Annotated in this window: 17 protein-coding genes and 1 tRNA gene; 7 read left to right on the top strand and 11 right to left on the bottom strand. The window is 71.0% G+C overall.

The genetic code is table 11. The annotated features are described in order from the left end of the window. Positions 1–110: 110 nt before the first annotated feature. Both pheA and serS read left to right on the top strand, forming a co-directional pair. Positions 111–1,031: a prephenate dehydratase gene (gene pheA / locus MYF83_RS08280; RefSeq protein ID WP_248959634.1), complete on the top strand. Its 921-nt coding sequence runs from the start codon at positions 111–113 to the stop codon at positions 1,029–1,031. A gap of 452 nt (positions 1,032–1,483) precedes the next feature. Continuing rightward, the gene (serS, locus tag MYF83_RS08285; RefSeq protein WP_248959635.1) at positions 1,484–2,746 is read left to right on the top strand and encodes a serine--tRNA ligase; all 1,263 of its coding nucleotides are present in this window, start codon (positions 1,484–1,486) and stop codon (positions 2,744–2,746) included. Between the two features lie 158 nt (positions 2,747–2,904). Here serS and MYF83_RS08290 read toward each other — a convergent pair whose 3' ends face one another. Next, positions 2,905–3,108 (bottom strand): cold-shock protein, encoded by a 204-nt coding sequence (locus MYF83_RS08290; protein ID WP_189164413.1) that lies wholly within the window; start codon positions 3,106–3,108, stop codon positions 2,905–2,907. Between the two features lie 236 nt (positions 3,109–3,344). Between MYF83_RS08290 and MYF83_RS08295 the strand changes: the two genes are divergently transcribed. Further along, entirely contained in the window at positions 3,345–4,142 is a 798-nt protein-coding gene (locus MYF83_RS08295; RefSeq protein WP_248959636.1) for an HAD family hydrolase, read from the top strand. A gap of 28 nt (positions 4,143–4,170) precedes the next feature. Here the strand turns inward: MYF83_RS08295 and MYF83_RS08300 are convergent, their stop codons facing one another. Next, positions 4,171–4,701 (bottom strand): bacterial proteasome activator family protein, encoded by a 531-nt coding sequence (locus MYF83_RS08300; RefSeq protein ID WP_248959637.1) that lies wholly within the window; start codon positions 4,699–4,701, stop codon positions 4,171–4,173. A gap of 15 nt (positions 4,702–4,716) precedes the next feature. After that, positions 4,717–5,673, bottom strand: a complete 957-nt coding sequence (locus MYF83_RS08305; protein WP_248959638.1) for an NAD(P)H-quinone oxidoreductase — start codon at positions 5,671–5,673, stop codon at positions 4,717–4,719. 114 nt (positions 5,674–5,787) lie between these two features. Here MYF83_RS08305 and MYF83_RS08310 point away from each other — a divergent pair, with 114 nt between their 5' ends. After that, positions 5,788–8,265 carry a MinD/ParA family ATP-binding protein gene (locus MYF83_RS08310; protein ID WP_248959639.1) on the top strand — a complete coding sequence of 826 codons (2,478 nt, stop codon included), beginning with the start codon at positions 5,788–5,790 and terminating at the stop codon, positions 8,263–8,265. A 34-nt stretch (positions 8,266–8,299) separates the two neighbouring features. Here MYF83_RS08310 and MYF83_RS08315 read toward each other — a convergent pair. Further along, positions 8,300–8,389, bottom strand: a tRNA-Ser gene (locus tag MYF83_RS08315). Positions 8,390–8,682: 293 nt separating this feature from the next. Here MYF83_RS08315 and MYF83_RS08320 point away from each other — a divergent pair. Beyond that, positions 8,683–9,969, top strand: coding sequence for a BtrH N-terminal domain-containing protein (locus MYF83_RS08320; protein ID WP_248959640.1), 1,287 nt, complete (start codon positions 8,683–8,685; stop codon positions 9,967–9,969). A gap of 86 nt (positions 9,970–10,055) precedes the next feature. Here the strand turns inward: MYF83_RS08320 and MYF83_RS08325 are convergent, their stop codons facing one another. The 3 genes from MYF83_RS08325 to MYF83_RS08335 form a co-directional block, all read right to left on the bottom strand. Next, positions 10,056–10,847, bottom strand: a complete 792-nt coding sequence (locus MYF83_RS08325; RefSeq protein WP_248959842.1) for a TIGR03943 family putative permease subunit — start codon at positions 10,845–10,847, stop codon at positions 10,056–10,058. 5 nt (positions 10,848–10,852) lie between these two features. Then, entirely contained in the window at positions 10,853–11,881 is a 1,029-nt protein-coding gene (locus tag MYF83_RS08330) for a permease (protein WP_248959641.1), read from the bottom strand. Positions 11,882–11,961: 80 nt separating this feature from the next. Next, a complete protein-coding gene (locus MYF83_RS08335) occupies positions 11,962–12,840 on the bottom strand; it encodes an NUDIX hydrolase (RefSeq protein ID WP_248959642.1) in 879 nt (292 codons plus the stop codon). A 60-nt stretch (positions 12,841–12,900) separates the two neighbouring features. On the opposite strand from MYF83_RS08335, the gene MYF83_RS08340 reads away from it, so the two are divergent. After that, on the top strand, positions 12,901–14,247 hold the full coding sequence (locus MYF83_RS08340) for a hypothetical protein (protein ID WP_248959643.1): 1,347 nt from the start codon (positions 12,901–12,903) through the stop codon (positions 14,245–14,247). Here MYF83_RS08340 and MYF83_RS08345 read toward each other — a convergent pair. The 4 genes from MYF83_RS08345 to MYF83_RS08360 form a co-directional block, all read right to left on the bottom strand. Further along, the gene (locus tag MYF83_RS08345; protein WP_248959644.1) at positions 14,183–14,752 is read right to left on the bottom strand and encodes a hypothetical protein; all 570 of its coding nucleotides are present in this window, start codon (positions 14,750–14,752) and stop codon (positions 14,183–14,185) included. The genes MYF83_RS08340 and MYF83_RS08345 overlap by 65 nt on opposite strands. Further along, positions 14,749–15,339, bottom strand: coding sequence for a hypothetical protein (locus MYF83_RS08350; RefSeq protein WP_248959645.1), 591 nt, complete (start codon positions 15,337–15,339; stop codon positions 14,749–14,751). The genes MYF83_RS08345 and MYF83_RS08350 overlap by 4 nt, the downstream gene beginning before the upstream one ends. Next, the gene (locus MYF83_RS08355) at positions 15,336–15,959 is read right to left on the bottom strand and encodes a DUF4352 domain-containing protein (protein ID WP_248959646.1); all 624 of its coding nucleotides are present in this window, start codon (positions 15,957–15,959) and stop codon (positions 15,336–15,338) included. The genes MYF83_RS08350 and MYF83_RS08355 overlap by 4 nt, the downstream gene beginning before the upstream one ends. Before the next feature lie 130 nt (positions 15,960–16,089). Further along, positions 16,090–16,887: a M15 family metallopeptidase gene (locus tag MYF83_RS08360; RefSeq protein WP_248959647.1), complete on the bottom strand. Its 798-nt coding sequence runs from the start codon at positions 16,885–16,887 to the stop codon at positions 16,090–16,092. A 334-nt stretch (positions 16,888–17,221) separates the two neighbouring features. Between MYF83_RS08360 and MYF83_RS08365 the strand changes: the two genes are divergently transcribed. Beyond that, on the top strand, positions 17,222–18,403 hold the full coding sequence (locus tag MYF83_RS08365) for an ATP-binding protein (protein WP_248959648.1): 1,182 nt from the start codon (positions 17,222–17,224) through the stop codon (positions 18,401–18,403). The last annotated feature ends 177 nt before the right edge of the window (positions 18,404–18,580 follow it).

The raw sequence follows: 18,580 nt of genomic DNA on the forward strand, positions 1-18,580 counted from the left end.
GGGGGGGGGGGCACGGGGTGGGGGGGGGTTTGGGGTTGTGTCTGGTGCGTTCTGGGGGAAGCCGTAAATATGCCGGGTGGACGGTGATGGGAGGCGGGTAGCCTTCTGGTATGCCGAAACTCGCCTACCTCGGACCCGAGGGCACCTTCTGTGAAGCGGCCCTGCGGATCCTCGAGCCCGACGCCGAGCGCCTGCCCTGTGCCAACGTCACGGCGGCGCTGGAGGCGGCGCGCACCGGCGAGGCCGACGCCGCGGTCGTCCCCCTGGAGAACTCCGTCGAGGGCGCGATCACCGTCACGCTCGACGAGCTGGCCTGGGGAGAACCGCTCCTGATCACCGCGGAGCTGCTGCTGCCCGTCGAGTTCTCGCTGCTCGTGCGGCCCGACACCGAGATGGCGCACATCAAGCGCGTGTACACCCATCCCGCGGCGATCACGCAGTGCCGCAACTTCCTGGCCCGCGAGCTGCCCGACGCCGTGGTGATCGCCGCGCCGTCGACCGCCGCCGCCGCGCAGGAGGTCTCCATGGAGGACTCCCCGTACGACGCGGCCATCGGCCCGGCCATCGCGGGCGAGCACTACGGGCTGGTCGAGCTGGCCTCGCGCATGGGTGACCGCGACGACACCGTCACCAGGTTCGTCCAGGTCTCCCGGCCGGGGCCGCTGCCCGAGCCCACCGGAGCCGACCGCACGTCCCTGGTGGCCTACCTCCAAGACGACCACCCGGGCGCGCTGCTCGAGATGCTGAGCGAGTTCGCGGTGCGCGGGGTCAACCTGACCCGCATCGAGTCGCGGCCGACCGGGGATGGCATCGGGCGCTATTTCTTCCACTTCGACGCCGAGGGCCACGTCGGGGAGGCCCGCGTCGGCGAGGCGCTCTCGGGCCTGCACCGGCTCTGCGCCGATGTGCGCTTCCTCGGCAGCTACCCCCGGGCCGACCGGCTGTCGCCGCAGCTCAAGAGGGGCACCGCCGAGACCGACTTCGCCGAGGCCACCGACTGGATCACCAGGATCCGCACAGGCAGGGTTTGACCTCCTCCTCGGCGTGAACGCCGGGGATTCCCCCACGTCGCCGTGGGGTTTTTACTGCTTCCGCTACGCCGCTTGCGCGTCGTAGGTTCCGGGCGGAGCCTGGGTCGGAGTTGCCTTCCCTGGTCTTACCTGCCCTCCACAGTCGTTTATGCCGTGTCCAGCCGGCCCGGCGGCCACGGTCGCAGCGGTGAGCCGCTGCCCCTCAAGCAAAATCTTGATCGCCGCGGCGACGATCACCAAGCAGTACATCGAACACCCGCGCCGCGCCACCTGACCTCCTGAATCCGCGCTACGCGCTCTGAGTTCGTCCCGCCTGACGGCGGGTCATCCCCTGAAAGGGACCGCATTCATCCCCGACCTGAACGACGGGCCTTCTGCGGATTCGGGTAACAGATCACATCGGGGCCCGATAGGCGCGCGAGCGCCGCTCGGACATCGGTAGCCTTTGTTACGTGATTGACCTGCGTACCCTTCGTGAGGACCCTGACCGGCTGCGAGTGTCGCAGCGCGCCCGCGGCGAGGACGACTCCGTCGTCGACGCGCTGCTCGACCTGGATGAGCGCCGCCGGAGCGCGCTGAGCGCCTACGAGTCGCTGCGCGCCGAGCAGAAGAGCGTCGGCAAGTCGGTCTCCACGTCCTCCGGCGACGAGAGGGCCGCGCTTCTGGCGCGCGCCAAAGATCTCGCCGCCGGGGTGAAGGGCGCCGAGGCCGAGGCCGAGAAGCTCGCCAAGGAGCTCGACGAGCTGCTGATGGCCGTGCCCAACATCATCCAGGAGGGCGCCCCCGCCGGCGGCGAGGACGACTACGTGGTGCTGGAGGAGGTCGGGGAGAAGCCCCGGTTCGACTTCACGCCGCGCGACCATCTGGAGCTCGGCGAGATGCTCGGCGCGATCGACACCGAGCGCGGCGCCAAGGTCTCCGGGGCCCGGTTCTTCTTCCTGACCGGGGCAGGCGCCCGGCTCCAGCTCGGCCTGCTCAACATGGCCATGCAGCAGGCCATCGAGGTCGGCTTCACGCCCATGATCACCCCGGTGCTGCTCAAGCCGGAGGCGATGGCCGGCACGGGCTTCCTCGGGTCGCACGCCTCCGAGGTCTACCGCCTGGAGGCCGACGACCTCTACCTGGTCGGCACCTCCGAGGCGCCCATGGCCGCCTACCACTCGAACGAGATCCTCGACGGCAAGTCGCTGCCGCGGCGTTACGCCGGGTGGTCCTCCTGCTTCCGGCGCGAGGCCGGGTCGTACGGCAAGGACACGCGGGGCATCATCCGGGTCCACCAGTTCGACAAGGTCGAGATGTTCTCCTACTGCCGTCCCGAGGACGCCGCGGAGGAGCACGCCCGCCTTCTCGCCTGGGAGAAGGAGATGCTGGCCAAGGTGGAGCTCCCGTACCGGGTGATCGACACGGCGGCGGGCGACCTCGGGACGAGCGCCGCGAGGAAGTTCGACTGCGAGGCCTGGCTGCCGACGCAGAACCGCTATCTGGAGCTCACGTCGACGTCCAACTGCACCGAGTTCCAGGCCAGGCGGCTCGCTGTGCGCTACAGGGACGCCGAGGAGAAGCCCCGGCATGTCGCCACCCTCAACGGCACCCTGGCGACCACACGGTGGATCGTGGCCATTCTGGAGAACCACCAGCAGGCCGACGGGTCGGTGGTGGTGCCCAAGGCGCTGCGCCCGTATGTCGGACTGGACGTCCTCGAGCCGGTCAAGTAGTGCTTTCTTCGCCGGGGGAGTCGCTTATCCCTGATCGGGGATAAGCGGCTTACTCGCACTCTTCTGTGACGTATGTCCGCTTTGTCAGGACAATAGGTCGATAGATGACACGAAGGCGGGGTTCGCCGATGCGAACCCCGCCTTCTGTGTGTCAGTGGTCAGACGGCGCGGACCTGCGACGCCTGCGGGCCCTTCTGTCCCTGCGTGACCTCGAACTCGACGCGCTGGCCGTCCTCGAGGCTGCGGTAGCCGTTGCCGACGATCTCGGAGAAGTGCACGAAGACATCCGGAGCGTCACCGTCCGGCGCGATGAATCCGTAGCCCTTCTCGGCGTTGAACCACTTGACGGTTCCCTGAGCCATTAAAGCTCTCCCTGCAATTGATCTTGGGGTTCACACCTCGCGAACCCCGGGTTGTGTCGCACAGCTTCCCGGGGCCGCTCAGACAGTCAAGCTGGTTCTGCACATCGGGTTCAGCTAATACAACGCCACCACATCTAACACCATCAGAGGGCCTTTGTTCCCCCTCCTGGCGAGATTCTTTTACTCTCAGGGCTGACGCCGAGCTCCCTCCGGCACAGGGCAAACTAGAGCTTGTTATGGTCAACCCCAGACTCGTCGCCACTGACCTGGACGGCACCGCCCTGCGGTCGGACGGCACCGTCTCACCCCGAACGTCGGCCGCCTTCGCCCTTGTGGAGCAGGCGGGCGCGACGCTTGTGTTCGTCACGGGCAGGCCGCCCCGCTGGATGGGCAACGTGGCGGGAGCGGTGCGCCGGCGCGGCGTCGCGATCTGCGCCAACGGAGCGCTCGTCTACGACCTGCACACCGAGCGCATCGTCGAGTCCCATCTCATCGACCCCGAGGTGCTCTCCGAGGCGGTCGGCCGGCTCAGGCGGCGCATCCCGGAGCTCAGCTTCTCCGTGGAGTACGAAGGCGGGTTCGCCCATGAGAGCGGGTTCCGGCTCGGCGGCTGGGACAGCAGAGACGTGTCAGGGCTCCACGTGGGCGCCTCCACGCTCATCTCGCAGCCGTGCGCCAAGCTCCTGGCCTTCCACCGCAGCATGGACCCCGACCTGCTCCACGGGCTCGTCGACGAGGTCGTGGGAGATCTGCTGACGGCCACCCACTCCAGCGGCAGGGCACTGATCGAGATGAGCGCCCAAGGGGTGACGAAGGCGTCAGCGCTCGCGACCCTGGCCGAGCGCCACCTCGTCGGCGCCGACGAGGTGGTGGCCTTCGGGGACATGCCGAACGACCTGCCGATGCTCAGCTGGGCCGGCACGTCCTACGCCGTGGCCAACGCGCACCCGGCCGTGCTGGCCGCCGTCACGCACGTGACGGCGGCCAACGACGACGACGGCGTGGCCGTGGTCCTGGAGAAGCTGTACGGCTGACCGGCGGCCTTGTGAGGGGTTCCCCGGCTTACAGGTAGGGGCCCGAGCTCCGATGGGTCTGGTGCTCGTCCTGGGGCATGCCACCGGACATCCCGCCGGGCAGGGCGCGGCGCATCTGCTCGAGCTGCGCCCGCGCGGCCATCTGCTGGGCGAACAAGGTGGTCTGGATCCCGTGGAAGAGACCCTCAAGCCAGCCGACGAGCTGGGCGTGGGCCACCCGCAGCTCGGCGTCGCTCGGGGGAGGAGCGTCGTCGCCACCGGTGAACGGCAGGGTCAACCGCTCGAGCTCGTCCACCAGCTCGGGCGCGAGGCCGTCCTCCAGCTCCTTGATGGAGCTCTGGTGGATGTCCTTCAGGCGCTTGCGGCTCGCCTCGTCCAGGGGCGCCGCGCGGACCTCTTCAAGGAGCTGACGGATCATGCTGCCGATGCGCATGACCTTGGCAGGCTGCTCCACCAGCTCGGCGACCGAGCGTTCTTCCTGCTCGCCGTTGTCACCCTCGACCGAAAGACCATTGGGGCCCACGACCACGATATGCGGGGTGCTCTCCTCAGCATTCATGACATTCAACCTAGCTCACCTGGCCAACAGGACTTTCCCGATGTGCTGACCGGATTCGAGGATCCGATGCGCCTCCGCCGCCTCGGCCATCGGGACCACCGCGTGGACGATCGGCCGTACCGCGCCGGCGCTCACCAGTGGCCACACATTCTCGCCCACTCCCCGGACGATGACTCCCTTTTCGGGCACGGGGCGGGAGCGCAACGCGGTGGCGTGGATGGAGGCGCGCTTGGCCAGCAGCGCTCCGAGGTTGAGCTCGCCCTGGATGCCGCCCTGGAGCCCGATCACCACCAGCCGCCCTCCGGTGTTGAGGGCGGAGACGTTCTTGCCGAGATACTTCGCGCCGATGATGTCGAGGATGACGTCGGCCTTGACCTTCTCGGCGAAGTCGGTCTCCCGGTAGTTGATCGCCTCGTCGGCTCCGAGCTCGAGGCAGCGGGCGGCCTTCTCCGCCGAGCCGACCGTGACGACCACACGGGACCCGAACGCCTTGCCCAGCTGGACGGCGAAGGTGCCGATGCCGCTGGCGCCGCCGTGGACCAGGAGCGTCTCGCCGCGCCTCAGCCGCGCCACCATGAAGACGTTCGACCACACGGTGCAGGCGACCTCGGGCAGCGCCGCCGCCTCCACCGGCGTGACCCCGGACGGCACGCGCAGCACCTGCTCCCAGGGGACGGCGACCTTCTCGGCATAGCCGCCGCCGGCCAGCAGGGCGCACACCTGGTCGCCGGGGGCGAACCCCTCGACGTCCTCGCCGACCTCGCTGATCACCCCGGAGCATTCCAGGCCGGGGATCTCGGAGGCGCCGGGCGGCGGCGGGTAAAGCCCCTGGCGCTGCATCAGGTCGGCGCGGTTCACCCCTGCGGCGGTCACCTCGATCAGCACTTCGCCCCGTGTGGGGCGAGGATCTGGGACCTCCCGCCACTCCAGCACCTCGGGTCCACCGGGCCGGGAAACAACGATCGCATGCATGCGACCAAACTATCCGGGTAGCCAAGTCGGCGGTTGACCACGTTGCTCGTGGTAGCGGGCGGTAATCTTCATTCTATTTGCTGCCCCTTTAGCCCAGTCCCGAGGGGGAACACGGTGGCAAGACACGATCGTGAGGATCCTCATTCCCTTGAAGAGCAGCTCGCCTGGCTCGACGCCATCAAGGAGAACGAGGAGGCGCCCGTCGCGGTGACCGTCACCGCGGACGAGACCGTCGTCTCGCCGTATCCCAAGGACCCTTGGGCCATGGTGCCGACGGAGTCCCCGGCGCCCGCGTCGCCGCTGTTCCGCGCCGCGGGCGATCCCGCGCACGGTGCCGCGCAGGCCGGCGACGGCGGGGAAGAGCGCGCGGAGGGCGATACGCGCGAGGTGCGGCCGGCCGGCGTCGAACGGCTGGACACCTGGGCCAAGCCCGGCGAGGGGATATCGTCCTCGCCGGCCGGAGGGCGTGGCAGAGCCGCGTTCGCCGCGCCCATAACGGGGCCGTCCGAGCCGCTTTCCCGCTCTGACACCCGTTCCGACGGCCGCTCCGACACCCGTTCCGATGGCCGCACGGAGTCCCGGCCGGACGCCGCTTCCCCCGGCTCCGGCGCGTTCGGCGAACGTTCCGTCTCCTCTGGCGGCGCCTTCGGCGAGCGTCCCGCCGCTTCCGGGACGGGGGCGTTCGGTGAGCGTCCGGCCGCCTCCGGCTCCGGTGCGTTCGGCGAGTCCCCGGCCGGAGCCGGGTCCGGCGCGTTCGGCGAGCGTTCAGCCGCCTCGGGCGCCTTCGGTGAGCGTTCAGCCGCCTCCGGGGCGTTCGCCGCCTTCAGCGACCGTCCGGCCTCCTCCGGCGGCGCCTTGGGAGAGCGCCCGGCGGCCTCCTCGGCCTCCGCCCCACCGGCGAAGGAGACCGTCGGCGACGACACCGACAGCTTCACCTTCGGCTCCCTGGCGGAGCCGCCGCCGGGCGGCGGGAACTCCGGCTGGCCGACCCTCGACCCTCTTGGCACCGGCAAGGCCGAGCCGTCCAAGCCGTCCAAGCCGCGCAAGGAGCCGGAGCCCGAACCGGACACGAGCGGCGACCAGCCCGTACGCGGCTGGCTGGAGGCCGCGATCCCGGCCGCCGAGACCGCGGAAGCCGGCGAGACCGACCCCGAGCAGGAGCGCTTCAACGCCTTCGCCTTGGGCGCCGACACCGACGACGTCGTCGTGCCCCGGACGGAGCACGCGCTGTACGAGCAGCTGACCGAGAAAGTCCCCCTGCCCGCGCCGCTCGCGAGCCGGCAGGCGGCGCACCCGGTCTCCGAGCCCTCGTCTCCGGCACCGCCCCCCGCCCGCGACTTCCCGCTCGCCTCCTCGGCCACGGAATTCCCCCGCGGCCCCCAGGCCACGGAGTTCTCCACCGGCGCCCAGGCTCCGCAGGCCCCTGCCGCCGCGTCGCACGCGCCCGCTGCGCCGCCCTCCGCGGCGTCCGGCGGCGAGCCCGCGACGCGGGAGGAGCCGCCCGAGGAGCGCGAGCCGTACCGTCCGCGCCGCAGGCAGACCTCTCCGCCGGCGCAGTCCCTCCAGCCGGCCTTCGGCGCGCCCGCGCGCCAGCAGGCGAGCGGCAAAGCGGGGGGCGGCAAGGCGGCGTCCGGCAAGGCGGCGTCCGGCGGCGTCCGGCAGACGGCCGACAGCCTCGACCCGGTGTCCCTGCTGCGCGGCCGCAGGAACGCTCCGGCGGGCGGCTGGCGGAAGGTCGTCTACAAGGCGTCCGCCGGGCTGATCAAGCCCGGTGAGTCCCCTGAGGTGCGGCGCCGCCGCGAGCTGGTCTCGCGGGCCCGCACCCCCGTCGCCACCGGGCACCACCGGGTGGCCGTGCTCAGCCTGAAGGGCGGCGTCGGCAAGACCACGACGACCGTGGGTCTCGGCGCGACGCTCGCGTCGGTGCGCGGAGACCGGGTGATCGCCGTCGACGCCAACCCCGACCGGGGCACGCTGTCGGACAAGCTGGAGCTGGAGACGTCGGCGACCGTGCGCGACCTGCTGAACGAGCGGCAGCAGATCAAGCGATATGTCGACATCCGGGCCTTCACCTCGCAGGCCCCCTCGCGGCTGGAGATCCTGGCCTCCGACCGCGACCCCTCGGTGTCGGAGGCGTTCAGCGCCGCCGACTACCAGGCGGTCGCGCAGGTGCTGGAGAACTTCTACTCCATCTGCCTGACCGACTGCGGCACCGGACTGCTCCACTCGGCGATGTCCGGGGTCCTCGGCCTGGCCGACCAGCTGGTGCTGGTGAGCTCGCCGTCGGTGGACGGCGCGCGGGCCGCGTCGGCGACGCTCGACTGGCTGGAGGCGCACCACTACGCCGACCTGGTGAAGGACGCGACGGTGGTGCTGTGCAGCGTGCGTCCGAGGTCGAAGTCGACCGTCGACCTGGACCGGCTGGAGGCCCACTTCGCGGCCCGCTGCCGCGCCGTCATCAGGGTGCCCTACGACCCGCACCTCGAGGAGGGCGCCGAGATCGACCTCGACCGCCTGCAGCCCGCCACCCGGGAGTCCTACCTGCTCCTGGCCGCCTCGGTGGGTGACGGATTCGGAGGCGCGCACCTCTGAGCACCTCGGCGCGGAGGGCCGGGGCCGAGTCCTGTGGCGGAGGGTGTGGGATTCGAACCCACGAGGCCGTCGCCGACCTGGCCGCTTTCAAGGCGGCTGCACTCGTCCACTATGCGAACCCTCCAGTGCGACATCAACGATAGCGGTGCCCGCCGGGCGCTCGCGCGCGAGTCGGCCGAGGAGATCGATAAGACGCGTTCGTCCTGGCCTGGACGGTTCGGCCGGCACCGGGCTAGCCTGGCCGGGGCGCCGTCTCGCGCCTGACCTCCAGACCGCACGCCCACGCCGCGCGGCCGAGCGGAGGCGCAGGGGATCTGTGTCCTCGAGACCGTGAAGGCCGGTGAGCGTCCGTCCCCGTACGGCGGAGCGTGCACGGCGCGTGGGGCTATGCGCGCGTGCCGCCACGAGGGATCGACGATGACCGAGCACAAGCACTTCAAGCGCCGCGTCCGCGAGCGGATGGCCAGGACGGGCGAGACCTACTCCACGGCCCTGCGCCATGTCACCGCCGGCGACCCCGCGCGGGTGCATTTCGTGTCTCCCGGACGCGCGCGGTCCGGGGCGGGGAGCCACCACGAGTCGGCGCTGCTCGGCCGCGTCCTGGCCCGGGCCGGCATCGAGCTGAGCGACCCTATGCTCGCGGGCCTCGGCGGCGGCATCGGGTTCATGTATTTCGTGTTCGAGTACGAGGGGCATCACCCGATGGTGACGGTCGTCGCCCAGGCGCACCCCGAGCCGATGATCCCGCTCGCGCTCGCCCGGGCGGGTGTCGCCCACGAGGTCAGGCGGACCGGCAGCGCGAAGGTGGCGGAGCGCAACCTGCGCGAGACCCTGTCGCAGGGCCGGGCCGCCATCTGCCGCGTCGGCCGGTTCGCGCTGCCCTGGAGGCCGGGATTCCCCTTCCCCGACCCGCTGGAGGTGGCGGTCATCGGGCTCGACGGTGACGTCGTGCTCGTCGACGACCGCTGCGTGGAGCCGCAGGAGCTCCCGCTGAGCGACTTCATGGCGGCGTGGTCCAGCGTCGGGAAGTCCCGGCATCATCTGATCTCCGTCACCGGGGACGGCCCCGACGCGGATCTGTCCGGAGCGGCGCGGGCGAGCATCGCCGACACCATGGCGAAGCTGACCGGCCCGGTCCTGGGCAACGTCTTCGACGTCAACTTCGGCCTGTCCGGGATGCGCAAGCTGGCTGCCCAGCTCGGCGACCTCAGGAGCAAGCAGGGGTGGGCTCGCAGGTTCGCCGATCCCGAGGCCTTCTTCCATGGGATGACCCGCCTGCACGAGTGCCTGGAGGCCCAGTACGGGGCGCCCGGGGCGATGCGCCCGCTCTACGCCGACTTCCTGGACGAGGCCGCGGACGTGGTGCCCGGACTTCCCGGCGAGGCCGCCACGCTGTACCGCGAGGCGGGACGGGCGTGGTCGGCGCTCGCCGGCGCCGCGATCGACGAGGCCGGCATCCCCGCCGATTACCGGCGGATCGCCGCGGAGCGGGACGAGCTGCTGCGCACGAGTGGCGTGCGGGGCGCTGCACGGCTCAGGGAGCTGCACGAACAGGCGGCGAAGCTGCCCGAGCGGTACGCCGCCGCCGATCCGCTGGGGCCGGCGGGCCGGACGGAGGTGCTGTCCCGTCTCGCGGAGCGGGCGGAGCACGCCGTACGGCTGGAGGAGCGGGCGGTCGCCTCGCTGGCAGAGATCCGCCCGTAGGAGCGCTCACCTGCGTTACGCACGCGCTGGACGCGGCCGGTCCATCGCCGCTGGGGGCGAGATCGCCCGGCCCGCGCCCGCGGGGGTCACTCGTACGGCTCTGCGGGCTGGGCGACCTTCGCCAGGCCGGTGGCCTTCAGCTCGGGGGCCGGGGTGCCCTTCGGCAGCCGGTCGTAGGGGGTGGGCACCCAGGCGCCCGTCACCTCCACCCAGGTGTCCTCGGGCGGTGCCGGCAGCCCGAGCACGGTCACCTTCAGAGGGAACGCGTCGGCCGCGCAGCACCGCAGCCGCATCCGGGTGAGGTACCACTGCCCCTTCTTCTTCGAGGGGGTCGCGAACCCGGTCAGCTTGACCTGCCTGTCCTCCAGGGTGCGGCTCGCCTCGCCCCAGGCCCGGCCGATGAACTCGCCGAGCGGCATGGCGGTGGGCCCGCCCTGGGGCAGGGCGGCGTAGGTGCCGAGCGGTGTCGGACGCGGCTGGGGCGTCTCGTCCCGCCCCGCGGCGAACGAGCCGAGAGGGGGTGGCGCGATGAGGAAGATCGTCACGATCGGGACGCAGAGCAGCCAGGCCACCCGGGGCCCGTGCGCGTGACCGTCCCGCCGGTCGTGACCGTCCCGCCGGTCGTGACCGTCCCGCCGGTCGTGACCGTCCCGCTGGTCGTGACCGTCCCGCCGGTCGTGCCCGGCCTGGCCGGGAGAGACGTACGGCCTGCGCCACTCCTGGACCAGTCCGAGGACGCCCAGGGCGAGGAGGACGAGACCGGCCATGATGAGCAGCGGGCGGAACCCGGGTTTGACGTAGTTCAGGTAGATCGTGGAGAAGGCGGAGACGCGCAGGAGGGCGCCCCCCACCAAGGTGAGCACCAGGCTCTGGGCCATGCGGTTCAAAGCAGCACCCACCCCACCAGCACGCTGACCACGATGGCGAGCGTGAACGTCAGCGGGACGAACCGGGCGGCGAACGCCCGGCCGAACGTGCCCGCCTGCAGCGCGATCAGTTTGAGGTCGACCATCGGCCCGACCACCAGGAAGGCCAGCTTGGCGGTCGGGGAGAAGGTCGTGAGCGAGGCGGCGACGAAGGCGTCCGCCTCGGAGCAGATGGACAGCAGGACAGCCAGCAGGGCGAGGACGAGCACCGAAAGCCAGGGGATCTCGCCCAGCGAGGTGAGCCACGACCGCGGGATCACCACGTTCATCGTCGCCGCGGTGAGGCCGCCGATGACCAGGAAGCCGCCGGCGTGCAGGAAGTCGTGCCGCATCGCCGACAGGAAGGCCGTCCACCGGGAGGCGCCGTCAGGCGCGGCGGGGGCGGGGATGCGCAGCCAGCCCGGGCGGCCGAGGAACTGCCACACCCAGCCGGCGAGCACGGCGACGGCGAGGGAGGCGGCGAAGCGGGCGAGGACCATGAGCGGCTGGCCGGGGAACGCCACGGCCGTCGCCACCAGCACGATGGGGTTGATGGCCGGGGAGGCGAGCAGGAAGGCGAGCGCCGCGGCCGGGGTGACCCCCCGGGACATCAGGCCGGAGGCGACCGGCACCGACGCGCACTCGCATCCGGGCAGTACGAGCCCGGCCACGCCCGCGACGGGCACCGCGGCGTACGGGCGGCGCGGCAGCACCCGGTTCCAGAAGGACGGCGGCACGAACGCGGTGATGGCGGCCGACAGCGCGACCCCGAGCACGAGGAACGGGATGGCCTGCACGCAGATCGCCACGAAGATCGTGGACCAGGTCCGCAGGGCGGGCGCGTTGAGGTGCGGAGCCAGCAGCAGGTTGCCGATCAGCAGGAAGCCGGCCAGGGCGGCGAAGACCCACGGGAGCACATGCGCCTCGGGAGCTCGCCGTCCCCACGTCGGAGGAGGGACCGGACTGTCGGGCTCGGCGGTCCAGTCGAGTGTGCTTCGGTCGCTCATCAATGATCTGAAAGATATTTCTGAATATCGAGGGATTTGCGGACGAAAGTCCGCGTAGATGTCACTTCGACGTCATGACGCTACACCCGCCCGAGTTGCCCGAGTAGCCAACTGGGACCGGTGACCTCGGCGCCCAGCTCCTTGACCCGCCGGCGCAGCTCCCGGTCGGCGGTGACGACCAGCACCTGTTCCCAGGGCCTGCTCCTGCGGATCTCGGCGACCGTCGCGACGATCGCGTCGTCGCCGCTGCCCGGCGCGTCCACCACGGACACCGCGCCGTCCGACCTGATGCCCTTGGCCGCCCCCTCGACGACCATGATGATGCGGGGGAACCACTTCACCGGAGCGGGGAACCCCTCGGGTGGGCGCAGGCCGCGCGCGGCGAGGTCCTCGACGTCCTCCAGCAGACGTCGCGCCGCACCGGCCCGGTCGCGCCACCAGCCGTGCTCGGCGCGCGCGCCGACGATGTTGGCGGCGTCCAGCACCACCACGGACGGCGGCAGGGCGGACCTGATCGCAGGCCAGGTCTCGGCGAAGCCGGGATGCAGCGTCTCGCCGCCGATCTCGTCCGCGGGCAGCCACCGCATGTCGGTGCTCTCGTCGTTGGCCGGCGCGGCGGGCAGGAGGGCGTCCGCCTCGGCGATCACCGTCTGGAACGACCAGCCGCCGTGGTCGTCGAGGTAGACGCCGAGGACGCGCAGGAGGTCGCTCCGCAGGGCGGCCTCCTCCAGGGCCTCGCGCATCGCGCCGGTCACGGCGTCCTCGTGGCTGTCGAGCGCCCCGCCCGGCAGGCCCCACGTACCGCCGTGGTGACTCCACCAGGAGCGCTTCTGAAGCAGGACGTGCGGTGTGCCGCCGGTGTCGTAGTGCACGGCCAGCAGTCCGGACGCGCCGTGCAGCCCCCAGTGCCGGTGACCGCGCCCGCACAGCGCCCACCCGTCGCCGTCCCTCGCCGCCATATCTCTATCCTGCCTCAATCGCCCTGATCGAACCGTCCGGTTCGCTAGCATCCAACGGCGATGGACGGTTCACTCTCCCCGGTCCGGCTGCCCTTCGACACCTTCCGTCTCGCGGGGCGCCTCTTCCTGCCTCTGGCGTTCTTCTACACCTTGGGCGTGCTCGTCCACGGGGGTGTCATCCTCCTCGCGGTCCACCTGGCCGCGCCCAAGGGCTGGCACGCCTACCTGGGGTTCGGCGTGCTGAGCTTCGGGGTGCTGGTCACGCTGGCCGCGTACATCGCCATGCTGAACACGGCCGGCCGGGCTCTCGGCTCGCGTGACCTCGAGGCCCCGACGCTCGACGAGCGCGAGCGCACCATGGTCGACGCGATCGCGCACACGCTGCTGCCGTTCCTGATCTTCTACAGTGCGTGGGGGCTCTTCACGGCAGACCTCAGCGCCTTCCAGAGGCTGTCGAACGAGCTTCACCCGGGGGTCGACCTCGGCTCCATCGACCTGCTGCTCAACCTGTTCAACGTCAACGTCCTGATCGTGATCATCACCGCGTCGGTCTTCGCGGTGAAGGTGGTGTGCGAGCGGCTGTACCAGTCCACGGGGAGCCGCGTCCTCGGCGTGGCCAACAGCACGTTCGAGTGCATGTGGATGTTCTTCGGCATCATCTCGCTGGGCAACTGGATCGGCCAGGGCACCGACTGGCTGACCGGCCGGGTGATCTGGGCGGACTTCATGGGCCTGTTCGACCGGGTGCCCGCGCTCCAGAACCTGAAGCAGGGCTGGGAGGTCGTGTCCCCCTACATGCCCGAGCTCAAGGACGGCCTCGTGCAGCCGCTGGTCTGGCTCGCCATGGCGGCCGTCGTCTACAGCTCATCGATCACCGAGGACGCCAAGGTCATCGAGGGCACCCGCGTCGAGCCGCACGCCTCCCGGCTCTGGCAGCGGCTCCCCACGCCCCTCCAGGCGGTGGCCGAGTTCTTCTCCCGGGGGATCCGCGACAAGTACATCCCTCTGGTGAACGGCTTCCGGTTCGTCCTCGGCGGCGGGGGCGTGTTCTACCTGACGTTCTGCCTGGTCTATGTCGCGCTGGAGGCGCTGGCGTCCGCCGGCTTCATCGGCCTGACCAGGCTCGTCGGGCCGCACGAGATCCTGTGGTGGCAGATGTGGGAGGGCGCCGTCGGCTTCCCCGTCGACCTGCTCCACGAGGTGCTGCGCGTGTGCCTGCTCGCCGTCGCCTTCGACCTCGCCCTGCGCAGGGCCTCGGCGCGGGCGGCCGGCGCGGCGCGGCGATCCTCCCCGGAAGGCCCGGAGGCGCCGCCCTCGGGACGGCCCGTGCCGTCCGCGCCGCCTACCGCGCCAGCCGCACCGTTCCCGGGTCCGGGGTCAGCCGCACCTCGACCCGCAGGCTCGTGAACGCGTCGGCGGGCACGACGAACACCGTCTGGGTCGTCAGCTCCTTGCCGACGGGCAGCGGGGCGGGCTTGTAGTCGGCGTCGAGGGCGAAACACGAGGCCGCGTAGCCCGACTTGGGGGCCAGATCGGTGCGGAACGACGGCGCCCACGTCCGCCCCGCCGCGTCGGTGAGGGTGAACTTGCAGGTGGAGCCGGTGGTGGCGCCGAACCACTTGCTCGCCTGCTCGGTCAGCGGCTTGACCGAGGTCAGCACGATGGCGATCTTCGTACGGGGTGGCAGCGGCCTGGCGAACTCCTGTGGCGGCTTGCCTTCGGTGATGCTCTTGAGACGCCACTCCATGCCGTTGAGCCGGGCGGGCTGCCCGTGGGCCGCCACGGCCTCGCGCCCACCCTTCCCCGTGAGGGTCTGGTATTTCTCCTGCCAGGGCAGCACCTTCGCGGCGATCACCGCGGGGACCAGCACGAGCAGGCCCAGGCCGTACCCGAGGTTCTTCCTCCAGCTCACAGCTCGCGCACCTTCCCGACCGTCAGGGATTGAGGAGCGTGGTCGACCAGTCTCTTGGCGTAGACGCCGGAGAGGCCGAGGTCGATGTCGGCCGCGGGGCCGAGATGGTCGAGGGCCTTGACGGCGTGCGTCGTGACGCTGAGGACCGCGCCCGCGAGCCTGCCCGGGGGGATCTCGAACAGAATGGGGCCGTACGCCGGAATGCCGGGCTGCAGATCGGTCTTGTCCAGCGTGCCGGAGATGGAGCTCGCCAGGTACTCCGCGCCGTCGGCCGTGCGCAGTCTCGCCCCCTGCACCTGGAGGGCGCCGGTGGTCGCGGCGACGGTGGCCGAGACGACCACCCAGACCCCCGCGGTGGTCTTCGGGGGGCCGACCAGGCCGTAGCCGTCGGAGATGCGCACCGTCCTGCCGACCTGGACGCGGTCCACGCGGATCTGGAAGGCGGTGGTGTTCACCTGCTCGCCCACCTCGCCCGGCCGCGCGATGGGCGCGTACACCTCATCGACGCCAGGGGTGGCCCGGCGCACCCCGACGATGCCGGCCAGCAGCAACGCGCCGGTGAGCAGTCCCACGATGGCCCGCCTCACCGGCCCACCTCGAGGTCGTAGATCGCGAGCATGTCGCCCGGGTACCACTCGGAGAGCTCCGACTGGAAGCCCGAGGTGTACTCCTGGTCCTCGAAGGAGAGCGTGAGGCTGGTGGGGTCGGGACGTCCCGCCGGGACGGTGTAGACGATCATCACCCGTTCGGGGAGGCCCGGCTGGAGCTGCTCGCGGTCGTACCGGCCGTCACGGATCACGAAACCGGCGGTCTTGTCCTTGAACCTGTCGATCACCGTGCTCCCGGGCGAGACCGCGAGGTACAGGCGGAACGCGAGGTCGTTGACGGTCGCGGTCTGGTCGCTGACGTTCTCGACCTCGAACTCGATCGTCAGGAAGCGGCCGTCCTTGGCGTCGCCGTACGCGGGAGCGGGGTCTTTGGTGGCGTAAGACACCTTGTGGGGATTTATCGCGAAACGGTGGCCGGTAGTGGTCTCACCCAGCCGGCGATGGGGGATGTCCGGCTTCGCCTCCCGCAGGCCGCCGGCCGGCCAGGCCAGCGCGAGGACCGTGGCCAGCGTGAACACAACGGCGGTGATGGCGATCCACGGCCGCAGAGGTCCCCGGCGTGACTCCGTCCGTCCGGGGGAGGGCTCCGGAGTCGTCACGGCCAGGGATCATATCGGGCAAAGCCCTCCTAGAGGCGGCTAATCCGATTCCAGGCGGCGATCCCGCTCCGGCCGGGCGGGCCGCCCACGGCTTCGGGCGATGGCCCGGGCGTGCGGCACCGCGCGGACGTCAGCCGCCGCCCTTGGAGAAGTGCTGGTAGTCCTTCGCGCCGTTGAAGTACCCGCCCCACTCCCAGCCGTACTTCTCGAACAGCCTGACCACGCGGTCGTCCGGGTTGATCACGCCGGGCTTGCGCAGCGGCCGGGTGGCGAACGGCTTCGCGTTGTCGTGGGAGACCGAACCGTCGGGCTCGACCCACGGGTTCTCCCGCGGGTTGAGGTCGATCGCCTTGCCGTACGAGTGCTTGGACCAGTTGCTGGAGCCGGTCGCCCTGCGGCAGTTGAAGGCCGAGGTGTTGGCGGCGTCGATGGAGTCGGAGTCACTGCCCTTGTAGACGTCGACCGGCTCCATCCGCGCGATCGGGAAGCGCCACTCGTACAGCTGCCCGAACACCGCGACCACGTCGTCGGTGACCGCGCTGCTCACGATCAGGTCCCCGGTGTGGGCCTTCTTGTCGAAGCCCCAGTAGGTCATGGTGACCTTCCGCAGGCCGTCGGGGGACACCGGGCATCCGGGACGCCAGGAGTGGCTGAGCTGCCCGGCGGAGACCTTCGAGACCTTCGAGGAGAAGGCCGGCGGCCCGGTGGGCGAAGCGGCCTGGGTCGGCGTCTCGGGCGAGGAGGCGGACGGCGTCGCCTGGCCGGAACCGGCGTCCGACGGCGAGCCCGCCGCGGACGGCGTCGAGGAGCCGGAGGCGGGCGCGGGTTCGGCGAGGACACCGGAGCCGGTGCCGCCGCATGCGGTGACGGTGGCCGACACGCAGGCCAGGACCAGCAGGCCCAGGCGGCGCTTAGGTACTTCGGGCATACGCCAGAGTAAGGCCATCCTGACCGAGCTCGTGACGTGATTGTTATGGAGGCCGCGATGCCGGTGGGGCCTGCCGTGTGCGACCCGTGCCGCACGTTTTACTCGAAAGACCTCGCGCACGTGTTCGAGGAGACGCTACAGTCTTGGGCATCGGATCGAACACGGGTTCGGGCCGAGAGGTCCAGGTGAAGGGTGGTGTGCCGTGGTCTTGCTCTCGCCCCCCGCCCGGCAGGCGTCTTCGCGCCCCTCGGCCCCGCGCCGATCCGCGACACGCCGTAGCCCTTTCTACGGAAATCTAGGACGGCCTCTATATCCGGTCATAAAGTCCGAGAGCGTGGACCCCGTGCGCAACCCCTACGCCCCCGGTGCTGGGCAGCGCCCACCGGAGCTCGCCGGGCGTGATCGTGAGCTGCAACAGTTCGAGGTCGTGCTCGAACGGGTGGCCCGTGGCCGTCCCGAGCGCAGCATGGTCCTCACCGGGCTGCGCGGTGTCGGTAAGACCGTGCTGCTCAACACCTTCAAGTCCATGGCGATGCAGCGGCTCTGGGGCACCGGCAAGATCGAGGCCCGCCCCGAGCAGTCGATCCGCCGTCCGGTCGCCGCCGCCCTCCACATGGCGATCCGCGAGCTGGCCCCGCGCCACCGTGCCCCCGAGCGCATCGAGGAGTTCCTCGGGGTGCTCAAGGCGTTCGCCATGCGCGATCCCGGGGCGGCGAAGGGCACCTCGCACTGGTCGCCCGCCATCGACGTCCCGGCGGGCAGGGGCCGGGCCGACTCGGGCGACCTCGAGATCGACCTGACCGAGCTCTTCGTCGACGCCGCCTCGGTGGCGACCGACCTCGGGGTCGGCGTGGCCCTGTTCATCGACGAGATGCAGGACGTGCAGACGCCCGACATCTCGGCCCTGTGCGCCGCCTGCCACGAGCTGTCGCAGAGCGGCGGCCCGCTGATCGTGGTGGGCGCCGGCCTGCCCCACCTTCCCGGCGTGCTCAGCGCCAGCAAGAGCTATTCCGAGCGCCTGTTCCGTTACGCGCGCATCGACCGGCTCGACCGGGAGGCGGCCGACCTCGCCCTCATCGCCCCGGCCGAGCGGGAGGAGGTCGAGTTCACCTCCGAGGCGCTCGACGCCCTCTACGAGGCGGCCGACGGCTACCCCTACTTCGTCCAGGCCTACGGCAAGGTCGCGTGGGATCTCGCGCCCAAGAGCCCCATCACGGCCGACGACATCAGGGTCGCCGCTCCCGAGGCGGAGGAGGAGCTCGCGGTCGGCTTCTTCGGCAGCCGCTACGAGCGGGCGACCCCGGCAGAGCGCGACTACATGCACGCCATGGCCTCCGTCGGAGACGAGCCCGTGCCGACCGCCGACGTCGCCGAGCTGCTCGGGCGCAAGCCGTCGAGCCTCTCGCCGGCCCGTGACAGCCTCATCAAGAAGGGACTCATCTTCAGCGCCGAGCGCGGCCTGATCGCCTTCACCGTGCCGCACTTCGGCAAGTTCCTCCGGGCGCAGCCGCTGTAGCCACGCCGGAGCCCACCAGAGCCGAGCCCAGTGCCCCTGTGCTCCCATTGACCTCTCTACGGCTTTCTAGAGGGGAAGCTAGAGAGCCGTAGAGAGTTGAATTCATGACGCGCGGCAGCGTGGCGACCGACCTGGCGGGGCCGCCACGCGCGCCGGAGTTCGATTTGGAAATCTACG

It is taken from the genome of Sphaerisporangium perillae, assembly GCF_023276435.1.
In the GTDB taxonomy this organism is placed as follows: Bacteria; Actinomycetota; Actinomycetes; order Streptosporangiales; family Streptosporangiaceae; genus Sphaerisporangium; species Sphaerisporangium perillae.